Raw genomic sequence first — 20,616 nt, 5'->3', positions numbered from 1 at the left:
GTTTTAATTGTTCTACCACATAGCTGATGGGTTGATTGCGAAACAAGGCAAGCCCAAGAACAAGCCAAACCACGTGCTCAGCAGGTAATTTTCTCCTTCTGATCGATGCCTTACCTGTTTGATGCAGAGATGTTTCAATCCAATTTAAGTCAATAAGTTCACAAAAATGGCTAAGTGATGGGAGAGCATGTTCAAGAGTGGATTCTAAATGTTCAGATAAAGACATAAAAAAATGAGCGTATTTACATACACTCATTTTTACTACATTTTTCTAATATTTGCTTAACTGACTGGCATTATTCCGAAGAAGGCTTTTTGTTGATCTTTTAAGGCTGAACAGCGTGTTCCTGCAGATAGTTTTCAGTACGCTGCATCGCGGCCTGAATATTCTGAATAGCCACTTCTACATCTTTTAAGGTTTTGGCATTACCACCACTTAGCGCCTGACGCCATTTGCGTGCGCCTGGCAAGTTCTGGAACAGGCCCAGAATATGACGGGTGATAATCGACAGCGGTGCACCTTCAGCCACGCGCTGTGCGATATATGGCATCATCTGCTGCATAATCTCGAAACGGTCCGGGAGGGGCAGATTCCAGAAATGTCCCAGCTCGGCCAGTAAATACGGATTGTGATAGGCTTCGCGGCCAATCATCACCCCATCGACATGCTGTAAATGTGCCTGTGTTTCTGCCAGGGTTTTAATGCCGCCGTTAATTTCAATGATCAGCTCCGGGCGATCCTGCTTTAAACGGTAAACATCTTCATAGCGTAAAGGCGGCACTTCACGGTTTTCTTTGGGTGATAGGCCTTGTAACAGTGCAATCCGGGCATGCACGATAAAATTATTGCAGCCGGTTTTGGCAACGGTATCGACAAAATGCAGCATTTCTTCATACGAATGCATGTCATCAATCCCGATCCGGTGTTTAACCGTGACCGGAATATCCACCGCATGGCGCATTGCTGCGATACATTCTGCCACCAGATCAGGCTCGGCCATCAGGCAGGCGCCAATTTTATTGTTCTGCACGCGGTCGCTTGGGCAGCCGACATTCAGGTTAACTTCATCATAGCCCCAGTCTTGCGCCATTTTGCTACAGGTGGCCAGATCTTGAGGATTGGAGCCGCCGAGTTGCAGCACAATTGGATGTTCTTCCTGATTAAACTCCAGATGGCGTTTGGCATCGCCATGAATAATGGCGCCGGTGGTGACCATTTCTGTGTATAAAATCACGTTTGGATTAAACAGACGCGCAAAGAAACGATAATCCCGGGTGGTCCAGTCCATCATCGGTGCAACACTGATTCGAGGATTCTGTGTGTTGCTTGGTTTTGATAAAATACTCATTGAAAATCAACCTATTGAATCAGTGTTGTATTAAATTTATTTGCATCTATTTCATCTTTTTTTGCTCTTTTTAAAATTTGATTTACGCCATAAATACGCCATAATAAGTAAAAATATCATAAGGCGTAAAAATGGGTACAATCACGCAGCGTAAGTTAGTCAATGGATCAATACGCTATCGTGCTGAAATTCGAATCAATCGAAAAGATTTACCAATATATAAAGAAAGTAAAACATTTGGATCGAAGAAAGTTGCAGCAATTTGGTTAGCAAAAAGGGAAGCTGAAATAGAAGAAAATCCTGAAATTTTGTTTGGTCAAGAAGATGTAATAGATCTAACTCTTTCTAACGCTATTTCGAAATATTTGGCGGAAGTGGGAGCTGAGTATGGACGAACTAAAACATATTCACTCAAACTTATTCAGAAGTTTCCAATCGCGCGGCATGTTATCACAAAAATTAAATCGACTCATATTGCTGAACACGTGGCCCTACGCAAAAAGGGCATTGAAGATCTAGGACTTGACCCTGTTGCATCTAGTACACTCCAGCATGAGTTGTTACATATTAGAGGGGTGCTATCTCATGCAGCGGTGATGTGGGATATAGATATTGATCTAAATGCCTTTGACAAAGCGACAGCGCAATTACGAAAAACACGCCAAATTTCTTCAAGTCAGAAAAGAGATAGGCTCCCGACCAATGATGAGCTGATGGCACTTACAAAATATTTTGTACAAAAATGGCGTAATCTGAACTATAGCTATCCAATGCATTTAATTATCTGGTTTGCGATCTACTCATGTAGACGTGAAGCGGAAATCACTCGAATGAAATTAATAGATTTTGACAGGCATAACAACTCATGGAAAATACGTGATTTGAAAAACCCAACGGGCTCTAAAGGGAATCATAAGGAGTTTAATGTATTACCTCAGTGTAAAAAAATTATTGAGCTTTTATCGGAGCAGGAAGTTAGAGCTAGAATGTTGAAAAGAGGCTATGGCGATGAATATCTGATACCTCTTAGTCCAAAAACAATAGGTGGTGAATTTAGAAAAGCTTGTAAGTTGCTTGGAATAGATGATTTAAAATTCCATGATTTGAGACATGAAGGGTGTACCCGTTTAGCTGAGCAAGGTTTCACTATCCCCCAGATACAGCAAATTAGTTTGCACGATTCATGGGGGAGTTTGGAAAGGTATGTATCGGTTAAACGAAGAAAACAGACCCTTAATTTTGAGAATTCGTTAGAGCTGACTTCGTAAAAATTTCATACTCTTTAGCTTGTTCGTTGTAACGTTTGTCTAAAACAAAAGCTAAGTCAAAAATATCAACTAAGTATGGTGATTTTTGACTTTCATCTATCTTGTAGCAAATAAATGGAAATTCCTTTTTTCTCGCTTTTTCTAATATTTTTGCTTTACTTAGATGGGGGTAATACATGGCTGCCACTTGTTCAAGAGTGGGAGTCATGGTTTTAAATTGCATGAATAAATAGTCTGATAAATTCATTTTTACTGTACTCATTTGGGAACCTTTTAAAAGAATGTTAATTTTTCGAATTCTTAGTACATAGAGCTAAGGTCTAGGTAACTAAATCAACTGAAATAATTGTAAATAAGATGAAATGGGTAATAATTCTGAAATAAGGGGAACTTTTTTAAGAATACACATTTATGCCAAAACTTAACGATTTTCAAAACAGCGCAGTCAGACTATTAGATTATTTATATTTTCATGATGTTGCAGCCATGCAGAGCTTCTCAACAGAGAAGTTAAGTATATATAGTAAGTTATTAGCTACTATTGATTCATTGGCTTATCGTAGGTCTGAGGGCATGTTGATAAGGGAGCATTACAAGCATTTGTTATTGATAGGAGTAGATTTTGAGTTAGCTTTTGGAAAGGGTGAATTAATTGAAAATGATATCTATTTTCAAATGCAAGAAAAATATCGTGCCTACCTAATTCAACAAATAGAGTCGGTGGGTTTTAAAATTGATCATTATAAGCAAGATTTAAATGAAATATTAATACAAAATCCAATTCAGTTAATTACTGGTGCTGCTGCTTTTAAAATTGTTAGTCAAGTTCTATATTTTGAGTACGATAATATAAGTATAGGGGTGCTTAGTAAATTTCTAGATTTTAATTTTTTAACACTAGCTAAATATCAAAAAAAGAATAAAGTCATCAATGAGAGTTTTTTAAATAAACTTTTCTATAGGGCGATGTTATTTCTAGAGTTTGAAGTTTTTAAAAATAACTTAATTGCAGAGTATTATTCCGAAGATCAGATTGTTAACTTAAATGATTTGGAAGATTATGAAAAAGTAGCAGCTGCCATTAAGGCTAGGGGTAAGGCCAAGTCATTAAAGGGGATTGAATATGATGGATTTTATAAGCTAAAGACTAAGAATGATCTGAAGAAGTTCCTAATAAATATTGAAGAGCGATTAGGACATAATCCCATTTTTTCAGATAGTTCGGCTAATTGGATTGCCTTAATCGGTGCATGGGATTTGATACTTAAGAAAGGTAATAATCTCGATAAACCATTGTTCAAAGAGTCCCCTCAATATGTTGTGGACTCGGATATCTCATGTGCCAAGCTCGCAAGAAAAAAATTAGCTGAATTTGGTTTCTCTGTGTCTGAAAAAACTATATTTGACTGCTATGATCGTGTCTATGAAATTTACAGGCTTATACGTATAACTATAGAGTGCTTGGTGGAAGAAAAAATGTATGGAATGAACGAAAGAGTTTTTATTCATGATTTTTACTATAATCCGAATTCTAATGCATTCTTCAAGAAGCAGTTACAAGCAGCTAAGGCTAAACTTTAAAATATTAGAGCATGCTTATTTATACAGGTTGAATGAACAAACACTGTTTGAGAGCGCTATTCAGTCCAGTTGTGAACGAATTAAATTTGTTTAATCCCGATCCCATTGAACGGCAGCTTGCTCATGTGTCACAGAACAGAATTCGCTCGGCATATAACCGAGCGCAATATTAACCAAGGGGGTCAGTTTTTAAATGCCGTTAGGGGGTCATTTTTACACTACCGAGGCTTTGTTGTATAAATATGTAAGTATCTGATTTAAATAAATTTAACTTTGGATCAAAAAATAATCAAAACTTTTTAAATCATATAGTTATGAAATCTTTGTGCAACAAAGCCACTTCGAAGTAAAGATGAGCTAGGGATCGGTGTGATTCATCGTCGCGATTCAACTCAAGTGGCAAATTTTATTAGAGCAATGGAATATATTGCTGATCATCATAAACGTACTCCTCAATACTTACGCGTTAAGCCAAGAGGGCGAAGAGTATTTGGTAAAGGTCAGTTAAGAGCGCAGTATGATAGGCGCTAAATGAAAATAATCTCAGATACAGCAGGTAAATAGCCACCGATTTTATAGATACCTTTTAGTTAGATATGGACTGTCACTACTCTCCTAGACAAATTTAGTCTATTCTTTTTGCATAGGAGAGAATATTGTGAGTGGGCAACGATATACTCCAGAATTTAAAGATGAAGTTGTTAAATTGATTAATGAACGTGGATATTCTGTCACTGATGTAGCATAGCGTTTAGGTGTATCACAGCACAGCATTTATAAATGGCTAAAGGCGGTACAGCATTTACGTAACAACTCTGATGAACATGAACTACGCGAAGCAAAGAAAGAAATCCTACGTCTTAAAAGTCAGCTTAAACAGACTGAAGAGGGACGGGATATCTTAAAGTGAAAGCACTGCTTTCACGCCGCTTTGCAAGCCTGCCCGAGTGAAGTATCAGTTTATCCTGGAATACAGCCATCAATTTAAGATTAAAACGATGTGTCGGGTCCTTAAGATCGCTCGTGCTGGTTACTATGCCTGGTTGCATGAACCCGAATCAGGCAGGACGATTGAAGATAAGCGGTTATTACAGCTCATCCATTCTTCTTATGAGGCCAGTTATGGCATCTATGGTTATCGTCGCAGTACGCTGGATCGTAAGCGTCCGCTGAGTTATTTATGGGAGGATTATCATCCAAGCAGATAAAATTATAAAGCACTGATTTAATTGCATATAACAGAAAGAATATGAAATCTGTTTTAATCTCCATATATGATGAATATCATTTAAAGCATCGTAATAAAATAGAGACTTTATTCAGCTCATTAAAAGGGTAATATAATTTAGTCCTCCGTAAAGCGAGAAGCATTGAAGTGTACTTAGCTGGAATTTATGCATCTTTATATGCTTACTAATGATGTTATCAAAATAAGCTAAACATTCGAGTAATGGAATCCTTGGCTTAAATAGGTTTCGGGTTATTTTTAGCAAGTAAATGAAAAAGTAGTTAAATGTCATCTTATTTAAATATCTGCGGCGTATGGTTCAGCCATCTTTAGATGGGTTGATGCCATGCTCGGTTCTCTTGAAAAATTCCAATTAAAAACAATCAGCGTGGTATGTATAAGTTTCAGCGCTTTATTGCTTACCGCTTGTCAAACTACTACGATAACGCGAAATCAACAAGCCAATACAGAGCAACAGCTCCAACAAGAAAAAGTCCAACAACCGAAACGTGTGGTCTTTTTTTTGGGTGATGGTATGGGCATCACCACGCTTACCGCTTCACGTATTTATGCTGTTGGTGAAGATGGTCAGTTGGCGATTGATCGGCTGCCTGAGTCTGCTTTTGTTCGTACCTTTTCTGAAGATGCGCAAGTCACGGACAGCGCACCTTCGATGGGCGCGTACATGACCGGTGTGAAGATGAAAAACGAGGTGATCTCGATGCAGACAGGGACGATTGCGGTTGAACCTGACTCAGTAGGGAATAACCAGTGCGCTAGTAACCCACAAAACAAAAATAAGCAAAACACACAGACTTTACTTGAATTAGCCAAAGCAAAGGGCTGGGGGACAGGGGTTGTGACCACAACGCGGATCACGCATGCCACACCAGCATCGACTTATGCGCATATATGCCACCGTGATGCTGAAAATGACATTGCATCACAGTTGGTCCCGAGCTCAAAAGGCGATGATTATCAACGCTATAACCTCAAACTCAAAGATGGAGTCGATGTGGTTTTAGGTGGAGGTAAGCGTCAATTTTTGCCTAAAGATGCAGGTGGAGAACGTACTGATGGGCGCAATCTAATTACCGAGATGCAAAAGGCAGGCTACCGCGTGGTTTTTGATGAAAACCAACTGTCCCAAGTGCAACTGGCGAAAAATGAAAAATTATTGGGTTTATTTAATCACAGCCATTTAAATTACGACTTGGATCGCACCAAGAAAAACTTGGCAGAGCCGAGTCTCAAGCAAATGACGCTGTCTGCTTTAGACATCCTGACGCAAAATAAAAAAGGTTTTTTCCTGATGGTGGAGGGCGGGCGTATAGATCATGCGCTGCATGACACCAATGCCAAACGTGCTTTACAAGACACGATTGCCTTAAATGATGCTTTAGAAGCAACCATTCAAAAGCTTAAACAAAGTGATCCTGAACTTAAAAATACACTGATTGTAATTACAGCCGACCATGATCACACCTTGGTTTTAAATGGTTATGCCAAGCGTACAGGAAAATACGTCGAAGGTAAGGAAACCAGTGTGCTTGGATTGGTAAAAAACTATGATCAAGCGGGCTTTGCTCAAGATATTCATGGTCAACCTTATCCGATTATCGGTTTTGGTACGGGCAAAAAACGCCCCACTCAAAACCGTATGGATGACTTGGTACTGAACTTAAAAGACACTGATGTCTGTCATCCTGTACAAGGGCCAAAGGCACCACAAGGTGAAAAATATAGTTTCACCTATCCTTTGGCTGAAACGGGTTGGTGTACAGGCACTGCTGCGGATGATTTCCAACAAGAAGCTGTGATTCAAACGGGCTATAAAGATAAAGAAACGCATGGCGGTGCAGATGTGTTTTTAGGTGCGATTGGTCAGGGAGCCGATCAGTTCTCAGGTAGCCTTGAAAATATTGAGGTCAATCACCTCATTCGTAAGATCACAGGCTTATAGCAGAGGGATATCACATGAAACCTACTTTAAAAACCATCCCATACATGATGCTTCTGCTTACAGCGTCGATTTCTTCAAGTGCTTTGTATGCTGCGGACACCACAGTTACACCGACGAAAAGCGTTATATTCTTTTTAGGCGATGGCATGGGACCAACCACAGTGACGGCAAGTCGTATTTATGCTGTGGGGGAAAATGGCAAACTGGCCATGGACCGCATGAAGCACGCAGCACGGATTAAAACCTATTCTGAGGATGGTCAAACCACAGATAGCGCTCCCTCTATGGGGGCCTATATGACTGGGCAGAAAAATAAAAATGAAGTGATTGCCATGACAACAGGAACGGTTGCGGTCGAACCTGAAGAAGGAAAATTGCCGAATAGCAAAAGCTTAGCGAAAGCCATCAACCGTTGTCCAGAACAGGGCAGTAGTATGGTCGCAGGGATGCCTGCGTTAAGTATTTTAGAACTGGCAAAAAAGCAGGGTAAAGCGGTTGGCGTAGTGACGACGACCGAACTCACCCATGCCACACCTGCGGCAACCTATGCACATATCTGTCACCGTGATGCGCAATACGATATCGCGCTTCAAGCTGTTCCAAAAGGTAAAGCTTATAATCCAAACTTATTGGATGGCATTAATGTCCTTATGGGAGGCGGCTTAAATCATTGGACGCCTTATGATGCAGTCTCTAACCCCAAAGGGCGCTTGGATGGTCGTGATTTATTGGCAGAGTTTAAACAGCAGGGTTATCAAACCGTTTTAAGCCAAAGTGATTTGGCACAGACGGTCAATACTCAGAAAATTTTCGGTGTATTCTCCACACAGTCGCATTTAAATTTTGATTTGGACCGACTCAAGAAGAATATAGAGACTGAACCGAGTCTGGCGGCGATGACCAGTAAAGCGATTGATGCACTGCAAGCACAGAGTCATGGACAAGGCTATTTCTTGATGGTTGAGGGTGGGCGTATTGACCATGCGCTACATGCCAATAATGCCAAACGGGCATTGCAGGAAACCAAGGCATTTAATGATGCAATTCAAACTGCACTGGATAAAGTGGATTTGAGCAATACCTTGATTGTAGTGACGGCAGACCATGACCATGTGATGACCTTTAATGGTTATGCCGCACGAACGGGTCAAACGACGGAAACTAATCCAGGTATTCTGGGGCTGAGCTATGATTATAATATTGCAAAAGAGCAAAATGCTTACAGCAAAGTGCTGGCTGATGGCCAAGTACATAATCCATACCGCGATGTAAATGGGGCAACAGGAACGACGCTTGTTTTTGGAAATGGTACGGGTAAACGTTTAGATATTCGTGACAGTATTAGCAACGAGCAAGCCTTTGCTGACGACTATAAACAAGAAGTCGGGGTACAATTGACGAAAAGCGAAACACATGGCGGCGGAGATGTGATGCTGTTTGCTGAAGGAAAGAATTCAAATCTATTCAAAGGCACACAAGAAAATACATGGGTATTTGAGCAATTGAAAAAGGCGTTTGGATTCTAATGGATAAAAGATTTATACGGCCGTTCAAATTCAAAATGAAATTCTTAGCATTGTCTTTCAGTTTGCTCAGTCCATGGGTATGGTCGGCCGATGAATATCGTATTGATTATCAGATTGAACGGTTGAATGCCAATGGGGTCACGACCATTCAAAAATACAGTGAGAAAATAATTCGAGATGAGCAAAATATTTGGATTGAACGTTTAAACACACAAACGCATGCTGACGAAGCCCAGACACATAGCAACACTCATGTGTCTGCCAAAACAGACACCCATGAGCATGTGAGTTTTGACAGTGCAATTCAGTGGATGCAGCGCAAAGATGTAGTCGGGCAAGCAAACGTAGAAAGTCCGTTTCAGCGTTTTTATATTTTGCCAGATGAAAAAATGCGGGTGCAATTGCAGGATGTCGATCAAGAAATGCTAGGGATGAAAAACTGTTGGCGCTGTGAATATAGTTTGATTCATCCTGACATTTTAAAGCGAGCACAATTGATTCAACGTGATCCGAAGTTAGCGCATTATCAAATACGCAGTGCTGGGCAAACGTTGAATATTATATGGAGTGAACAGGATCAACTGGTTCAAAAATATGAATTGCTCAAACCGACCTCAGGCTATGCCAAAACCTTTACCGTGCGCAAAATTGGCCAACATGTTGCTACACCTTGGACACAAACAGAAAAATACAGCGAACGTGACTATGCAGACTTTAGTGATTAGCCGATGAGTTTTTGACTTTTAATTTCGACGTTACAATAGAAATACCCGTGATTTTTTTGGGAAAAATAAGCGCTTAGGACTGTGCCGCTTGTACGGTTAAACCACTCCACCGCTTAAACGCACGTCGAAAATTAGTGGCATCGTTAATTTGTAAATACTGAGAAATCTGTTCAGTTTTAAAACCATGTACACGATATAAAATGATGGCAGTATGCAAACGACTTTGATCGAGTTGCGCCTGAAAATGGGTCTGATGCTTTTTCAGTTTACGTTTTAAGGTGGCAGAACTCATTTGAAAATAGTCAGCGGTTTGTTCAAGTTGAATATTATTTTGAATATTCTGCATTAAATATTGGTGCAAACTGAGCAAAAAACTCTGTTGAATATTTTGAGCTGTCATTTCTTTCAGCGCATATTGATAACTGATTGAAGCTAAGGTCGAAGAGGCATTGGGAAGTTTTTCATAAATCAAATCGCGAGGTAGGCTCATCATGTTGATCGGGCGATTAAACTCTAAAGCACTGCCTAAATGTGTCCAATATTGTTCAATATAATCCGGTTCAGAAAAATTAAACTCGAATTTCCACGCTAATTTGGCTTGGTACAGTTGACGGCTAAACGCTTGTACTGCACTCATTGCGCTTTCGATTAAAAAGCGATTTTCAAGCTTGTTTTCATCTAACCAATAAATATGAATATGGCTTTGACTGTACATGAGTCGAGGGCATAACCATGGTGAAACGGACGCGGAAAATGTTAAATAACGGCTAAGTGCCTCATCGAAGGTCGATGCATAAAGCATAGATTTAATTGCGTCATTAAAGGGGGTGGTTAGGCTGCGTTGACCAAATAAAAAACTGATGTCCTGATTGCGAAAACACTGTTCAGCATTTTTTAAAACCTGTTGTAACTGTTGTTGACTAATTAGTTTTTGCCCCGAAAAGATATCTTCTAAGAAAATACTGCTGCCACTGAGCAGGACGTGATGTTCGACTTCATGACTCGCTGCCAAATCAATTAAAATAGACAATTGATGATGCGCAGGAATGTAGCTGTAGTCGCATTCAAAGCTCATACCATGACTCGCTTCGGTGAGTAGGACTGCTTCACTTGGAGCAATTGCTGATTTAAGGCACTCAAGAGTTGTTGGGCAGTTTGGTATTGTCCGACAGCGCAGCAGGTCGTGAGTGCTTTTAGAGGAATGTGCACGGAAAGATCACGTTGATAATAAGCACTGACCATAAGCATGCGTTCAAGTTGAGCAGCCATTTTTTCAGCCTGTTGTAGCTTAGTCTCTGGTAACAACATAATAAAACGATCTCCTGCGAAGCGGCAGAGCAGGTCTTGTGGTCGTAAGTTTAAGCTAATCAATTGTGAAACATGCTGTAAAATAGATGTGCCTTCATCAAAGCCATGTGTTTGATTAATCTGATTAAAATTATGCATATCTAGCAGTATGACGGACATGTCGCTGGGTTCATGCAAGTTTTGCTCGATTGCGGCTTTGAGCTGTGTTTTAAAATAATGAGCATCGGCCAAAGGGGTGAGTGCATCGAATAAGCGATGATCCCGATAAATACGTTCTCGTTTTTGCATGTGTTTAGAAATTGCCTGTTCTTCTTGATGCCAAAAATAAATCCCGATGGTAAATAGATACAGTCCAATTGGAAAAGGAATGGACTCAAGCCATGCATCCCACATGATTTCTTTAGGCAGGCGAATAAACTCATCTAAGCTGTCCATCCACATGTGGAAAAAAATAAAACACAGTCCATAAAAGATATAGTTGGTTACACGGCCCAAAGGACGGCTTTTAATAATAAAGAAAATCCAAATACCAATAAAAACAGTTGCTCCCCCTTCACCTAAAATATCGACCCAGTTCCATTCAGCAAATGACTTGCTCTGCCCAAGTAAGATAAACAACCAAAGGGATAAGCTACAGGCAGTCGCTACACATAATAAAGGCCAGCGGTAGTAAGCAAAGTATTTAGGCATAGCATTTTTTGAAATGATTTATTTTCGCCCAAGCTAAACAGATTTAGATGACAGTTTGATGGCAATGGCTAGGGTCAAAATAGATCAGGGTATTTTTGATTTTTGAGAATAAAAATGCTGAAAAACCCTATCTTTGAGGTGAATATGCATCATTCTGTATGCTCAGTATTTTCTCTATACAGATCAAATTAGCTCACTTTTTGCTGAAAAAGGCCAAAAACAAATAAAAAGGGCAGATCGTAAAAGGCACTGTCACATCATGTTCACATTCAATTTCTATTGTGCGTTCAAACCATGCCACTTTGGCTTGAGGGGAAGAACATAATGCAAAATAATCAGAGCCGTTTCATGAAACATAAGCGTGCGGGTTTTCAGCTCAGCACACTGGTCCTGTCAATGCTGAGCATGACGCATCTACATGCCGAAGATAACACGGTGGAATATGTACAGGTCATTGGTCAAGCTGCAAGTATGGATAAAGCACTCAAAGAACAAAAACGTGCCGACCAAATCAGCAGTGTGGTACATGCCGATGGCATTGGACAATTACCCGATGACAATGCCGCAGAAGCTTTGCAACGGATACCGGGTGTATCTACAGAGCGTGACCAAGGCGAAGGACGTTTTGTTTCGGTTCGTGGTTTAGGCGCTGACTTAAATGCAGTAACCATCAATGGTACTTTGGTTCCCGCGCCTGAAAGCGATCGCCGTGGCGTGGCATTGGATGTCTTACCTTCAGAGCTGGTGCAGTCTTTGGCTGTGGTGAAAACGCTGACACCAGACATGGATGCCAACTCATTAGGTGGTACGGTGCAGGTTGAAAGTTTATCGGCTTTTGACCATGACGGTTTGTTTTATACGGGAACGGTTGAAGGTGGTTATGATGAAAAACGGGAAAAATATAGCCCTAAAGCATCTGGTGCTATCAGTAATCGTTTCAGTGTTGGTGAGCGGCAAGACAACCTTGGGGTGGCACTGGCACTGAGTTATCAAAACCGAAAATTTGGCTCGGACAATGTTGAAACGGGTGGGGCTTGGGATGGTGACGCACTTGAAGAAACCGCAATGCGTCAATATGACATCGAGCGTGAGCGTATTGGTGCGGGTTTAAACTTTGATTACCGTCCGAATGACACAGGCGAATACTATTTAAGAACTTTATATAGTCGCTTTAAAGACACTGAATCACGTCAGGAAGTGGCGGCTGAATTTTCTGATCCACAACTTGCAGGCCAGCGTGGTGATGCAGAAGTGACTCGTTCACTGAAGAGCCGTGAAGAAACACAAGAAATACAGTCTTTTGTCCTCGGTGGTAAGCAAGGTTTTGGCACGTGGACGGTGGAAGGTCAGCTCGGTTATAGCGAAGCATCGGAGGAAAATCCAGGGGGAATTTCGGGGGCAAAATACCAAGGTGATTTTAGTAATGTTGGATTTAATAGTACGCAAAAACCTGTAATTACGGCAGACCAAGATTTTTATGATGCGGCCAACTATGAGTTAGATTCGGTGTCGTGGGAAAAATCTAAAACCACCGATAAAGAATACAACGGTAAATTAGACTTTTTGAAAGACTATATGCTGGGGAATTATGCTGCTGCATTGAAGTTCGGCGGAAAAATCAGTCAACGTGAAAAAACCAACAATACCGATGAATGGAAATATGAAGATCTCAGTACGTCAAGTTCAGATTTCAATTCAAACAGCCATTATGAACTGGGTCAGTTTGGTCCAACCATTAATAAAAACGCTATTAAAGATAAAATCAGTGGATTAAATCCAAATGATTATGTGGTTGCTGACGGTTCAATCATTAATGACTTTAAGTCGAATGAAGACATACAAGCGGCTTATGTCATGAATACCGTTGATTTGGATCAACTGCGTGTGATTGCAGGCTTACGTTATGAAAATACCAACTTTGAAGCACGTGGTTTTGAGTTCAACGATGATGTGATCACTGCGACTAAACATGAAAATGACTATGATCATTGGTTGCCGAGTTTACATTTTCGTTATCAATTGGCCGATAACGCTTACCTCCGTGCCGCTTGGACCAATAGTGTGGTACGTCCAAACTTTGCGCAAAGTGCACCAGGTGTTTATATCGATGGTGATGAAGCTGAGTTTGGTAACCCAATGCTCAAACCTTTGGAGTCCTCAAACTTTGACTTAGGCGTAGAAAAATATTTTGGCAAAGCCAGTATGGTGGGCTTCTACGCATTTTATAAAGATATCGATAACTTTATTTATAACACCAATATTGCAGGAACAGGGCAATGGGCTGACTTTGATGAAGCTATTACCTATAAAAATGGTAATGAAGCAAAACTGTACGGGATGGAGTTTGCCTACTCACAAAAGTTTGACCATCTAGGAGCACCTTGGAATGGTTTCTTGCTGGGCTTTAATACGACCTTTAGTAAGTCAGAAGCAGATATTGATTCGATGAAAGATGGCGAACTTCTGAGCCGTCGTATTCATTTACCAAACCAGTCGGATGTGGTCGGCAATGCCATGATTGGTTGGGAAAATGAGCGCTTTGGTGTGCGACTTTCAGCAAATTATAAATCGAATTATCTGTATGAACTTGGTGATATCGACACGCCAGAAAAAGACATTTATACCGATGACCAAATCTTCCTTGATTTCAGTAGTCATGTGAATTTATCTAAAAACTTACAATTGACGTTTGATGTGCAAAACATCACCGATGAAACTTATTACAACTATGCAGGCTCTAAGGCTTATAACGCTCAATATGAAGAATATGGCCCAGCATGCAAACTTGCACTGACCTACACCCATTTTTAAGTCGAATTAAATTTAGTTCTCAGGTTTGCTCAGCAAAAGCAGACCTGAGTTTCCTTGCCCAATTTTGAGTGTCTCTATGAAATTTTCATCTTTTAAATTGTCTGCTTTAAGCAGTTGCTTGCTGTTATTAAGTGCATGCAGTCAGCACAACGTGCCCCAAGCTCCGCAAAATAGCCAGTCGTTAAGCTCGGTTGAAATACCAATAGATCAGCCTATGGCAGCGAAGTTGCAATTACGTGAAGTCGACATGAATGGGGCAAAAACTGAGGATGTGCAATGGTTAAGCTTGAGTGCATGGCCTGAAGTTGCCGCACTGTTGAGCAGTAAAAACAAAGGGCTACAAATCTTAGATGATCAACAAAATGTACTACATCAAATTCAAGGTCAGTTTGGGCGTTTTGATTATCGGATTGGTTCGGAGCATTTATTGATTGCTGCGTCAAATGTGCAACAACAGCAAATTCAACTGATGAGCATGAACTTAAAAAATAAAGCATGGGACAAACCTAGCTTTATTCCAAAGCGTTCATTTAAGTCTGAAGATGTTTGCTTATATACCGATGCTCAAGGGCTGAGTTTTGCTTTTTTAGTAGGCGAAGAGGGGCTTGGTGAACAATGGTTGGTGGCTCAGCATGAGGAGGCTTTGGTTCAACCACAGTTGGTACGTCGTCTCAGTTTTCCACCTGCCAGCAGTGTATGCAAAGTGAATGATAGCACCGCAGAGCTGTTCATTAATGAAGAGAATGTTGGGGTTTGGGCATATCCAGCTCATTCTGAAGCTGACATGGTGCGTCAAGCGGTGGATCTCGTGCAACCCTTTGGTTCGATTCAAGGTTCACCCTCTGCAATTGCGATTGTAGATGATCATGTCGCCGTACTCGATGCAGAAAAACCTTTGCTTTATCGTTATCAAAAGCAAGATAAGCAATGGAAAGCACTGCCATCCTTACAATTAGACACGGTGAAAGAAGCAGAGACTTTGAGTGTTCAAGGTAATTTAACTGATAAATCCTTGCTAATTTTAGATGATAAAACCGTAAAAGTGACAGATGTGGAATGGGAAACTCAGACCCAGACCAAAGCTCAAAATATCATCACCATTCCGGCAGAAGTGCAGACGGAGGGTGTGCCAAGTACAGGTGACGCGGCTGATGATCCTGCGATTTGGCATAACGCTGCACAGCCGAGTCAGTCCCGTATTTTAGCGACAGATAAACAAGGTGGTTTACAGGTTAACGATTTACAGGGCAAAACCGTGCAGTATTTGCCAGTAGGGCGATTGAATAATGTTGATGTACGCCACGGTTTTAAATGGGGCAATCAAACGGTCGATTTGGCTGTGGCATCGAACCGAGATCATAACAGCCTGCATCTCTTTGCGATTCAACCCAAAACGGGCAAGGTTTCTGTGCTCGGCGAGTTAGCAACTACATTGGATGATATTTATGGCATTTGTATGTACCGCGATGCTCAAGGGGAAATCTATGCCATTCCCAACGATAAAAACGGGACTTTTGTTCAATACCATATTACGGCTGCAGAGCAAAAATTACGGGCTGAAGAAGTACAACGTTTTTCAGTGAAAACCCAACCTGAAGGCTGTGTCGTAGACGATGCCACAGGGCGTATTTTCTTGGGTGAAGAAGATGTCGCGGTGTGGGTAAAAGATCTCAACCCAAAATCTCAGCTTCCTATGCAGCGGGTGATTGGCGTAGGAGAGGTGATGCATGATGACATTGAGGGAATGGGACTTTATCACGGCAAAAACCAAAGTTATTTGGTGGTTTCAAGCCAAGGCAATGACAGCTTTGTGGTGCTTGATGCCGCAGCACCTTATAAGGTTCGTGGCGCATTTCGTGTAGGCATCAATATCGACAAAGGCATTGACGCTGTGTCTGAAACAGATGGACTAGATGTGAGTTCCCTAAATTTTGGTGGCAAATGGAAGCAAGGCATGTTGGTGGTGCAAGATGGACGTAAACGGATGCCTGAAACCAATCAGAACTTTAAATATGTGCCGTGGGAAAAAATCGCTCAAGCCCTGCATTTGGACTAAATAGCGCTTTAGTACATAGGCTGGGGCAAAGAGTCACAGCCCATTTTAAAAATATACATGTACTGCACCATGCAGTAAAAAATTGGAGTGCGTTATGCAAGCAACAATGGATCAAATGTCGGTTTGGATGTTGATTAGCCATGCCAGTGTGTTGGTCAAAGCTGTGATGTTAATTTTAGTTTTATCCTCAGTGGTAAGTTGGTATTTAATCGTGCGTCACGGTATGTTACTTCGTGGACAAGAGCAGCTTTGGAACCGCTTTTTAAAGAATTTTAGACAGCAAAAAGATCTCAATCTTTTACAGCAAGATTACCAACAGCCTGAACAACAAAAAGGCGTAGTCAGCATTTTTCAACATGGGGTGGATGAATACCATCAATTGATCAAAGATGAGCAACTCACTACAAGTGATGTGATTGATGGGGTAGAACGTCGTTTGCTCAGCAGCATCAGTGAAGAAGAAGAAAAGCTTCAGCAAAATCTGACCTTTCTTGCAACAGTCGGTTCAGTCAGCCCGTATATAGGCTTATTTGGAACGGTCTGGGGTATTATGAATGCGTTTATTGGACTGTCTGCCGTTGAACAGGCAACCCTCAATACAGTTGCACCAGGGATTGCAGAAGCGCTGATTGCGACAGCTATTGGTTTATTTGCCGCTATTCCTGCGGTCGTGGCGTATAACCGCTTTTCGGCACGTGCTGACAAGCTTTCCAGTCGTTATTACGGTTTTGCCAATGAGTTGCAAACGCGTATTTATCGTTTGTTGGGGCACACTGAGCGCACTTCGCGTTAAGGAGCAAGAACCATGATTAAGCGTCCTCAAAAATTAAAACCCAATGCTGAAATGAATGTGGTTCCTTATATTGATGTCATGTTGGTGTTGTTGGTAATTTTTATGGTGACTGCACCAATGTTGACGCAAGGCATTCAAATTGATTTGCCTAAAGTGGATGCCAATGTCATGCCCGCGTCACAACAGCAGCGTATTGTAACCTTATCTATTCAAGCCAATGGCCAGTATTACTGGAATATTGGATCAGAAGTGAATACCGAGAAAGTTACAGATCAGGCCATTGATTTAGCCACTATGCAACAAAAGCTCGTTCCGATTATTCAAAAAGATAAAAGCTTACAGTTTTATGTACGTGCCGATCAGGATGCTGATTATCAACTGGTTGCACAGGCCATAGCATCCTTGCAAAAAAGTGGGGTAACGAACTTGGGGCTAGTGACAGAGGAACCACAATCATGATGACAACCGTTTCCAAAATTAGGTTTCGTGATCAAGGCCTAGCACTTTCGGTCACGGCTGGATTGCATATTGCGCTAATTGCATGGTTATGTACGGTTGAGATGCATGAAACATTGGAGGAACCCAAGCCGAAAACCATTCAATTACAATTTGTGCAAATACCCCCTCCAGCCAAACAACAACCTGAACCTAAAAAGCCCGAGCCGATAGTCGAAGAAAAACCCTTACATGAGCCTGTCAAGAAACAGCTTGAGAAACCTACTGAAGTCCAACCGAAAACCACCAAGAAGTTTGTAGAGTCACAGAGCAACAAAATTGTACCTACAGCGGCTAAACCGACACAGCAAGTCGTGACGGAAAAGCAAACGGCAGTAGCGGAATCTCAGAAAACAGTAGATACGCAGTCTCAAGCGGATATACCAACTCAGACGAAGACCCAGAAATCAGTAGAACCTAAAGCACAAACTCATCCTGAATCATTTGATGTTAAAAATTATCAACCTGTTACAAAAATAGCACCAGCTTATCCTGAACAAGCTTTGGATCGTAAGCTGGAGGGGGATTGTACGGTGGTGTATAGCGTGAACGAAAAAGGACGGGTAGAAAATCCAAAGGCACAAGGCGACTGCCATCCGATGTTTGTACGACCTTCGATTCAGGCTGCTCTCACTTTTAAATATCAGCCTCGTCTCGTCGATGGCAAACCGACCAGTGTGTCGAATGTTAAAAATACCTTCCAATATCGTATTGAAAGTTAATCTTATTCCGTGGGTGCCATAAATTCTCTTTTAAGCTCTTTTCATTTCTATATTTTTCAATTGCCCGTACTCTTCTTGCCGATAATATTTAGTAGTAAATTCAATATACTATACGATTACATGGTTATTACTGCTCAAAAAAACAGTAAAAATATCATAGAAGCTATCTTATGGAGGCTATGTACGGGTGCGACATGGCATGATATTCCTCAAGAGCTCTGTCCTTTGCAAACTGCTTACAATCGATTTCATCACAGGCAAGTTAAGATACTTTTTTAACTGTCATGATTCTGAGCAGATCCAAGAATACACGGAATTGGGTATTTTAGGTGTTGGTCGAATCTACAGAAATAATTCTAGTGAAGTAGAAAAAATGGTTAATGCTGTGCGCTATTTAGTACGGCCTGAAAAAGATACGTAACATCTGCGTGTGAAATGCAAAGCCAAGATGCGTACATTTCAATGAGTTGAAAATAATCTCAGATATACATTATCTAGATGAAAACGAGGTTTTAAATACTTTGCAAGGCTTGCCAATCGGTGAGCCTTTGTCATTTCTAGAGGTATATATTATGAGTTTAAATTGTCCTTATTGTTTTTCGGATCAGGTTATTCAAGTGGTTAATCAGCAGGTGAGTGGGTCTGATTCTACAGGTCTAGCAGCATCAGCTTCGTTCGCAACCATCGGTGCATCCATTTCAAAGGGTTTACCTTTGCCTGTATCACCACTGCTTGGCGGGCTTGCAGGTGCGGTCATTGGTGGTCTATTTAGCAGCATGTTTGATGAGCCTAAAAAGCCAATCACTATGACCTACTATCACTGTAATCAATGTCAGCAGAATTTCCGCTAACAACCTAGGAGATAAGAACGATGGCACATCAAATCGAAGAAATCGCCTATGTGGGCGAAACCCCTTGGCATGGTCTGGGTAATCAGCTGAGTCCGAATCAACCACTGGAAGTATGGGCACAGCAAGCTGGAATGGACTGGCGGATTGAATCCTCGAACGTCAGCTATATGGCACAGAATGAGCGTGGTCAGAGCATCATCATGCCTTTTGAAGAGCAGCGAGTGTTATATCGCTCAGATACCCATGCACCTTTATCTGTAGTCAGTCAGCGTTATCAGGAAGTTCAGCCTAATGAGATTCTGGAATTCTACCGGGATCTGACTGAGCAATCTGGCTTTGAGTTAGAAACCGCAGGGGTTTTGAAAGGTGGGAAGAAGTTCTGGGCTTTGGCGCGTACAGGTCAAAGTACAGCATTGAAAGGCAAGGATGTCAGTAATGGTTATATCTTGCTGGCTACTGCATGTGATGGCACGTTGGCAACGACAGCACAATTCACCAGTATCCGGGTGGTCTGTAACAACACTTTAGCCATTGCTCTACGTGGACAAAGTAGTAGTGCTGGTGTAGTGAAAGTTCCACACACCACCAAGTTTGATGCAGAGAAAGTGAAACAGCAATTGGGTATTTCAGTGCGTGCCTGGGATGAGCACATGTATGAAATGAAACAACTCACACAGCGTAAGGTGAGTCAGCAAGAAGCCAAAGCTTATTTTGATGCCGTATTCAACAACAGCACCATGTCAATTTCCGATCCTGAAGAAAACATCATTCAGTTCTATCGTAATGTCGCGCAGCAATCTCAAGAGAAAAAGCCTGAACCGAATGGTCGTGCCATGAATAAAGCTTTAGAGATGTTTAATGGGCAAGGACGAGGGGCTGATCTGTCATCCGCCAAAGACACAGCCTATGGATTACTGTGTTCGATCACGGAATTTGTGGATCATGAACGACGTGCCATGAGTACCGATCATCGTCTTGATTCAGCTTGGTTTGGTGCAGGCGCAGGTCTTAAGCAACGTGGACTGGAACAGGCTTTATCTTTGATAGCCTAAGCTCATGTAATCCATCCAACCTTAACCCCGCAAGTCTCAACAATCGCTGAGTACAGCACACACGTAACTCTCTGAACCGTACCGGGTTTGTCGGAGACCAACTTTCTTGAGAGAATGTCCCGATGACAAAACCAAAATATACCCCTGAAATCAGAGAAAGAGCGGTTCAATTATTGATTGAATCCGAAAAAGATTATC

Annotated in this window: 19 protein-coding genes and 3 pseudogenes; 17 read left to right on the top strand and 5 right to left on the bottom strand. The window is 41.4% G+C overall.

Going from position 1 to position 20,616, the window contains the following annotated elements; translation table 11 throughout:
- Together FTT63_RS12495 and dusA are read right to left on the bottom strand one after the other, a co-directional pair.
- A partial coding sequence (locus tag FTT63_RS12495; protein WP_171260918.1) for a transposase domain-containing protein occupies positions 1-226 on the bottom strand: 226 nt, incomplete at its 3' end.
- 100 nt (positions 227-326) lie between these two features.
- Positions 327-1,349, bottom strand: a complete 1,023-nt coding sequence (gene dusA, locus FTT63_RS12490; RefSeq protein WP_127800283.1) for a tRNA dihydrouridine(20/20a) synthase DusA — start codon at positions 1,347-1,349, stop codon at positions 327-329.
- Positions 1,350-1,480: 131 nt separating this feature from the next.
- Between dusA and xerC the strand changes: the two genes are divergently transcribed.
- Positions 1,481-2,617 (top strand): tyrosine recombinase XerC, encoded by a 1,137-nt coding sequence (gene xerC / locus FTT63_RS12485; protein WP_127800281.1) that lies wholly within the window; start codon positions 1,481-1,483, stop codon positions 2,615-2,617.
- Here the strand turns inward: xerC and FTT63_RS12480 are convergent.
- Positions 2,583-2,879, bottom strand: coding sequence for a pyocin activator PrtN family protein (locus tag FTT63_RS12480; protein ID WP_029574588.1), 297 nt, complete (start codon positions 2,877-2,879; stop codon positions 2,583-2,585). The two genes, xerC and FTT63_RS12480, sit on opposite strands and share 35 nt — an antisense overlap.
- 149 nt (positions 2,880-3,028) lie before the next feature.
- Between FTT63_RS12480 and FTT63_RS12475 the strand changes: the two genes are divergently transcribed.
- From FTT63_RS12475 to FTT63_RS12455, 8 genes and pseudogenes are all read left to right on the top strand, one after another.
- Positions 3,029-4,198 carry a hypothetical protein gene (locus FTT63_RS12475; protein WP_227554642.1) on the top strand — a complete coding sequence of 390 codons (1,170 nt, stop codon included), beginning with the start codon at positions 3,029-3,031 and terminating at the stop codon, positions 4,196-4,198.
- A 47-nt stretch (positions 4,199-4,245) separates the two neighbouring features.
- Positions 4,246-4,371: pseudogene (locus tag FTT63_RS15795) on the top strand (integrase); the annotation flags it as partial.
- Positions 4,372-4,537: 166 nt separating this feature from the next.
- Positions 4,538-4,729, top strand: a pseudogene (locus tag FTT63_RS15890) (hypothetical protein); the annotation flags it as partial.
- Positions 4,730-5,196: 467 nt separating this feature from the next.
- On the top strand, positions 5,197-5,406 hold the full coding sequence (locus tag FTT63_RS12470; RefSeq protein ID WP_131273881.1) for a hypothetical protein: 210 nt from the start codon (positions 5,197-5,199) through the stop codon (positions 5,404-5,406).
- A 14-nt stretch (positions 5,407-5,420) separates the two neighbouring features.
- Positions 5,421-5,615: pseudogene (locus tag FTT63_RS15790) on the top strand (IS982 family transposase); the annotation flags it as partial.
- Between the two features lie 157 nt (positions 5,616-5,772).
- Positions 5,773-7,389, top strand: coding sequence for an alkaline phosphatase (locus FTT63_RS12465; RefSeq protein ID WP_180192376.1), 1,617 nt, complete (start codon positions 5,773-5,775; stop codon positions 7,387-7,389).
- Positions 7,390-7,403: 14 nt separating this feature from the next.
- Entirely contained in the window at positions 7,404-8,915 is a 1,512-nt protein-coding gene (locus tag FTT63_RS12460) for an alkaline phosphatase (protein ID WP_180192375.1), read from the top strand.
- Between the two features lie 35 nt (positions 8,916-8,950).
- Positions 8,951-9,640 (top strand): hypothetical protein, encoded by a 690-nt coding sequence (locus tag FTT63_RS12455; protein ID WP_227554643.1) that lies wholly within the window; start codon positions 8,951-8,953, stop codon positions 9,638-9,640.
- A 73-nt stretch (positions 9,641-9,713) separates the two neighbouring features.
- Here the strand turns inward: FTT63_RS12455 and FTT63_RS12450 are convergent, their stop codons facing one another.
- On the bottom strand, positions 9,714-10,715 hold the full coding sequence (locus tag FTT63_RS12450) for an AraC family transcriptional regulator ligand-binding domain-containing protein (protein ID WP_005399817.1): 1,002 nt from the start codon (positions 10,713-10,715) through the stop codon (positions 9,714-9,716).
- Positions 10,712-11,638, bottom strand: coding sequence for a diguanylate cyclase domain-containing protein (locus FTT63_RS12445; protein ID WP_180192373.1), 927 nt, complete (start codon positions 11,636-11,638; stop codon positions 10,712-10,714). The genes FTT63_RS12450 and FTT63_RS12445 overlap by 4 nt, the downstream gene beginning before the upstream one ends.
- A 324-nt stretch (positions 11,639-11,962) precedes the next feature.
- On the opposite strand from FTT63_RS12445, the gene FTT63_RS12440 reads away from it, so the two are divergent.
- The 8 genes from FTT63_RS12440 to FTT63_RS12405 all read left to right on the top strand — a co-directional run bounded on the left by FTT63_RS12440 (position 11,963) and on the right by FTT63_RS12405 (position 20,418).
- Positions 11,963-14,449: a TonB-dependent receptor gene (locus tag FTT63_RS12440; RefSeq protein ID WP_180192372.1), complete on the top strand. Its 2,487-nt coding sequence runs from the start codon at positions 11,963-11,965 to the stop codon at positions 14,447-14,449.
- A 118-nt stretch (positions 14,450-14,567) separates the two neighbouring features.
- Positions 14,568-16,505, top strand: a complete 1,938-nt coding sequence (locus FTT63_RS12435; RefSeq protein WP_257233302.1) for a phytase — start codon at positions 14,568-14,570, stop codon at positions 16,503-16,505.
- Positions 16,506-16,599: 94 nt separating this feature from the next.
- Positions 16,600-17,298, top strand: coding sequence for a protein TolQ (gene tolQ / locus FTT63_RS12430; RefSeq protein ID WP_127800853.1), 699 nt, complete (start codon positions 16,600-16,602; stop codon positions 17,296-17,298).
- Positions 17,299-17,310: 12 nt separating this feature from the next.
- Positions 17,311-17,757 carry a protein TolR gene (tolR, locus tag FTT63_RS12425; RefSeq protein WP_086208627.1) on the top strand — a complete coding sequence of 149 codons (447 nt, stop codon included), beginning with the start codon at positions 17,311-17,313 and terminating at the stop codon, positions 17,755-17,757.
- Entirely contained in the window at positions 17,754-18,515 is a 762-nt protein-coding gene (locus FTT63_RS12420; protein WP_218954013.1) for an energy transducer TonB, read from the top strand. Before tolR ends, FTT63_RS12420 begins: the two co-directional genes overlap by 4 nt.
- Positions 18,516-18,635: 120 nt before the next feature.
- Positions 18,636-18,794 carry a transposase gene (locus FTT63_RS15925; protein ID WP_163170403.1) on the top strand — a complete coding sequence of 53 codons (159 nt, stop codon included), beginning with the start codon at positions 18,636-18,638 and terminating at the stop codon, positions 18,792-18,794.
- 293 nt (positions 18,795-19,087) lie between these two features.
- Positions 19,088-19,366, top strand: coding sequence for a hypothetical protein (locus FTT63_RS12410; protein ID WP_127801833.1), 279 nt, complete (start codon positions 19,088-19,090; stop codon positions 19,364-19,366).
- 20 nt (positions 19,367-19,386) lie between these two features.
- Complete coding sequence (locus FTT63_RS12405; protein WP_180192371.1) at positions 19,387-20,418, top strand: DUF932 domain-containing protein; 1,032 nt, start codon at positions 19,387-19,389, stop codon at positions 20,416-20,418.
- The last annotated feature ends 198 nt before the right edge of the window (positions 20,419-20,616 follow it).

The sequence above is a fragment of the Acinetobacter sp. C15 genome (genome assembly GCF_013420645.1).
GTDB lineage: Bacteria > Pseudomonadota > Gammaproteobacteria > Pseudomonadales > Moraxellaceae > Acinetobacter > Acinetobacter indicus.
Note: the sequence above shows the minus strand (reverse complement) of the source record. Positions and strands in the feature narration are given on the sequence as shown.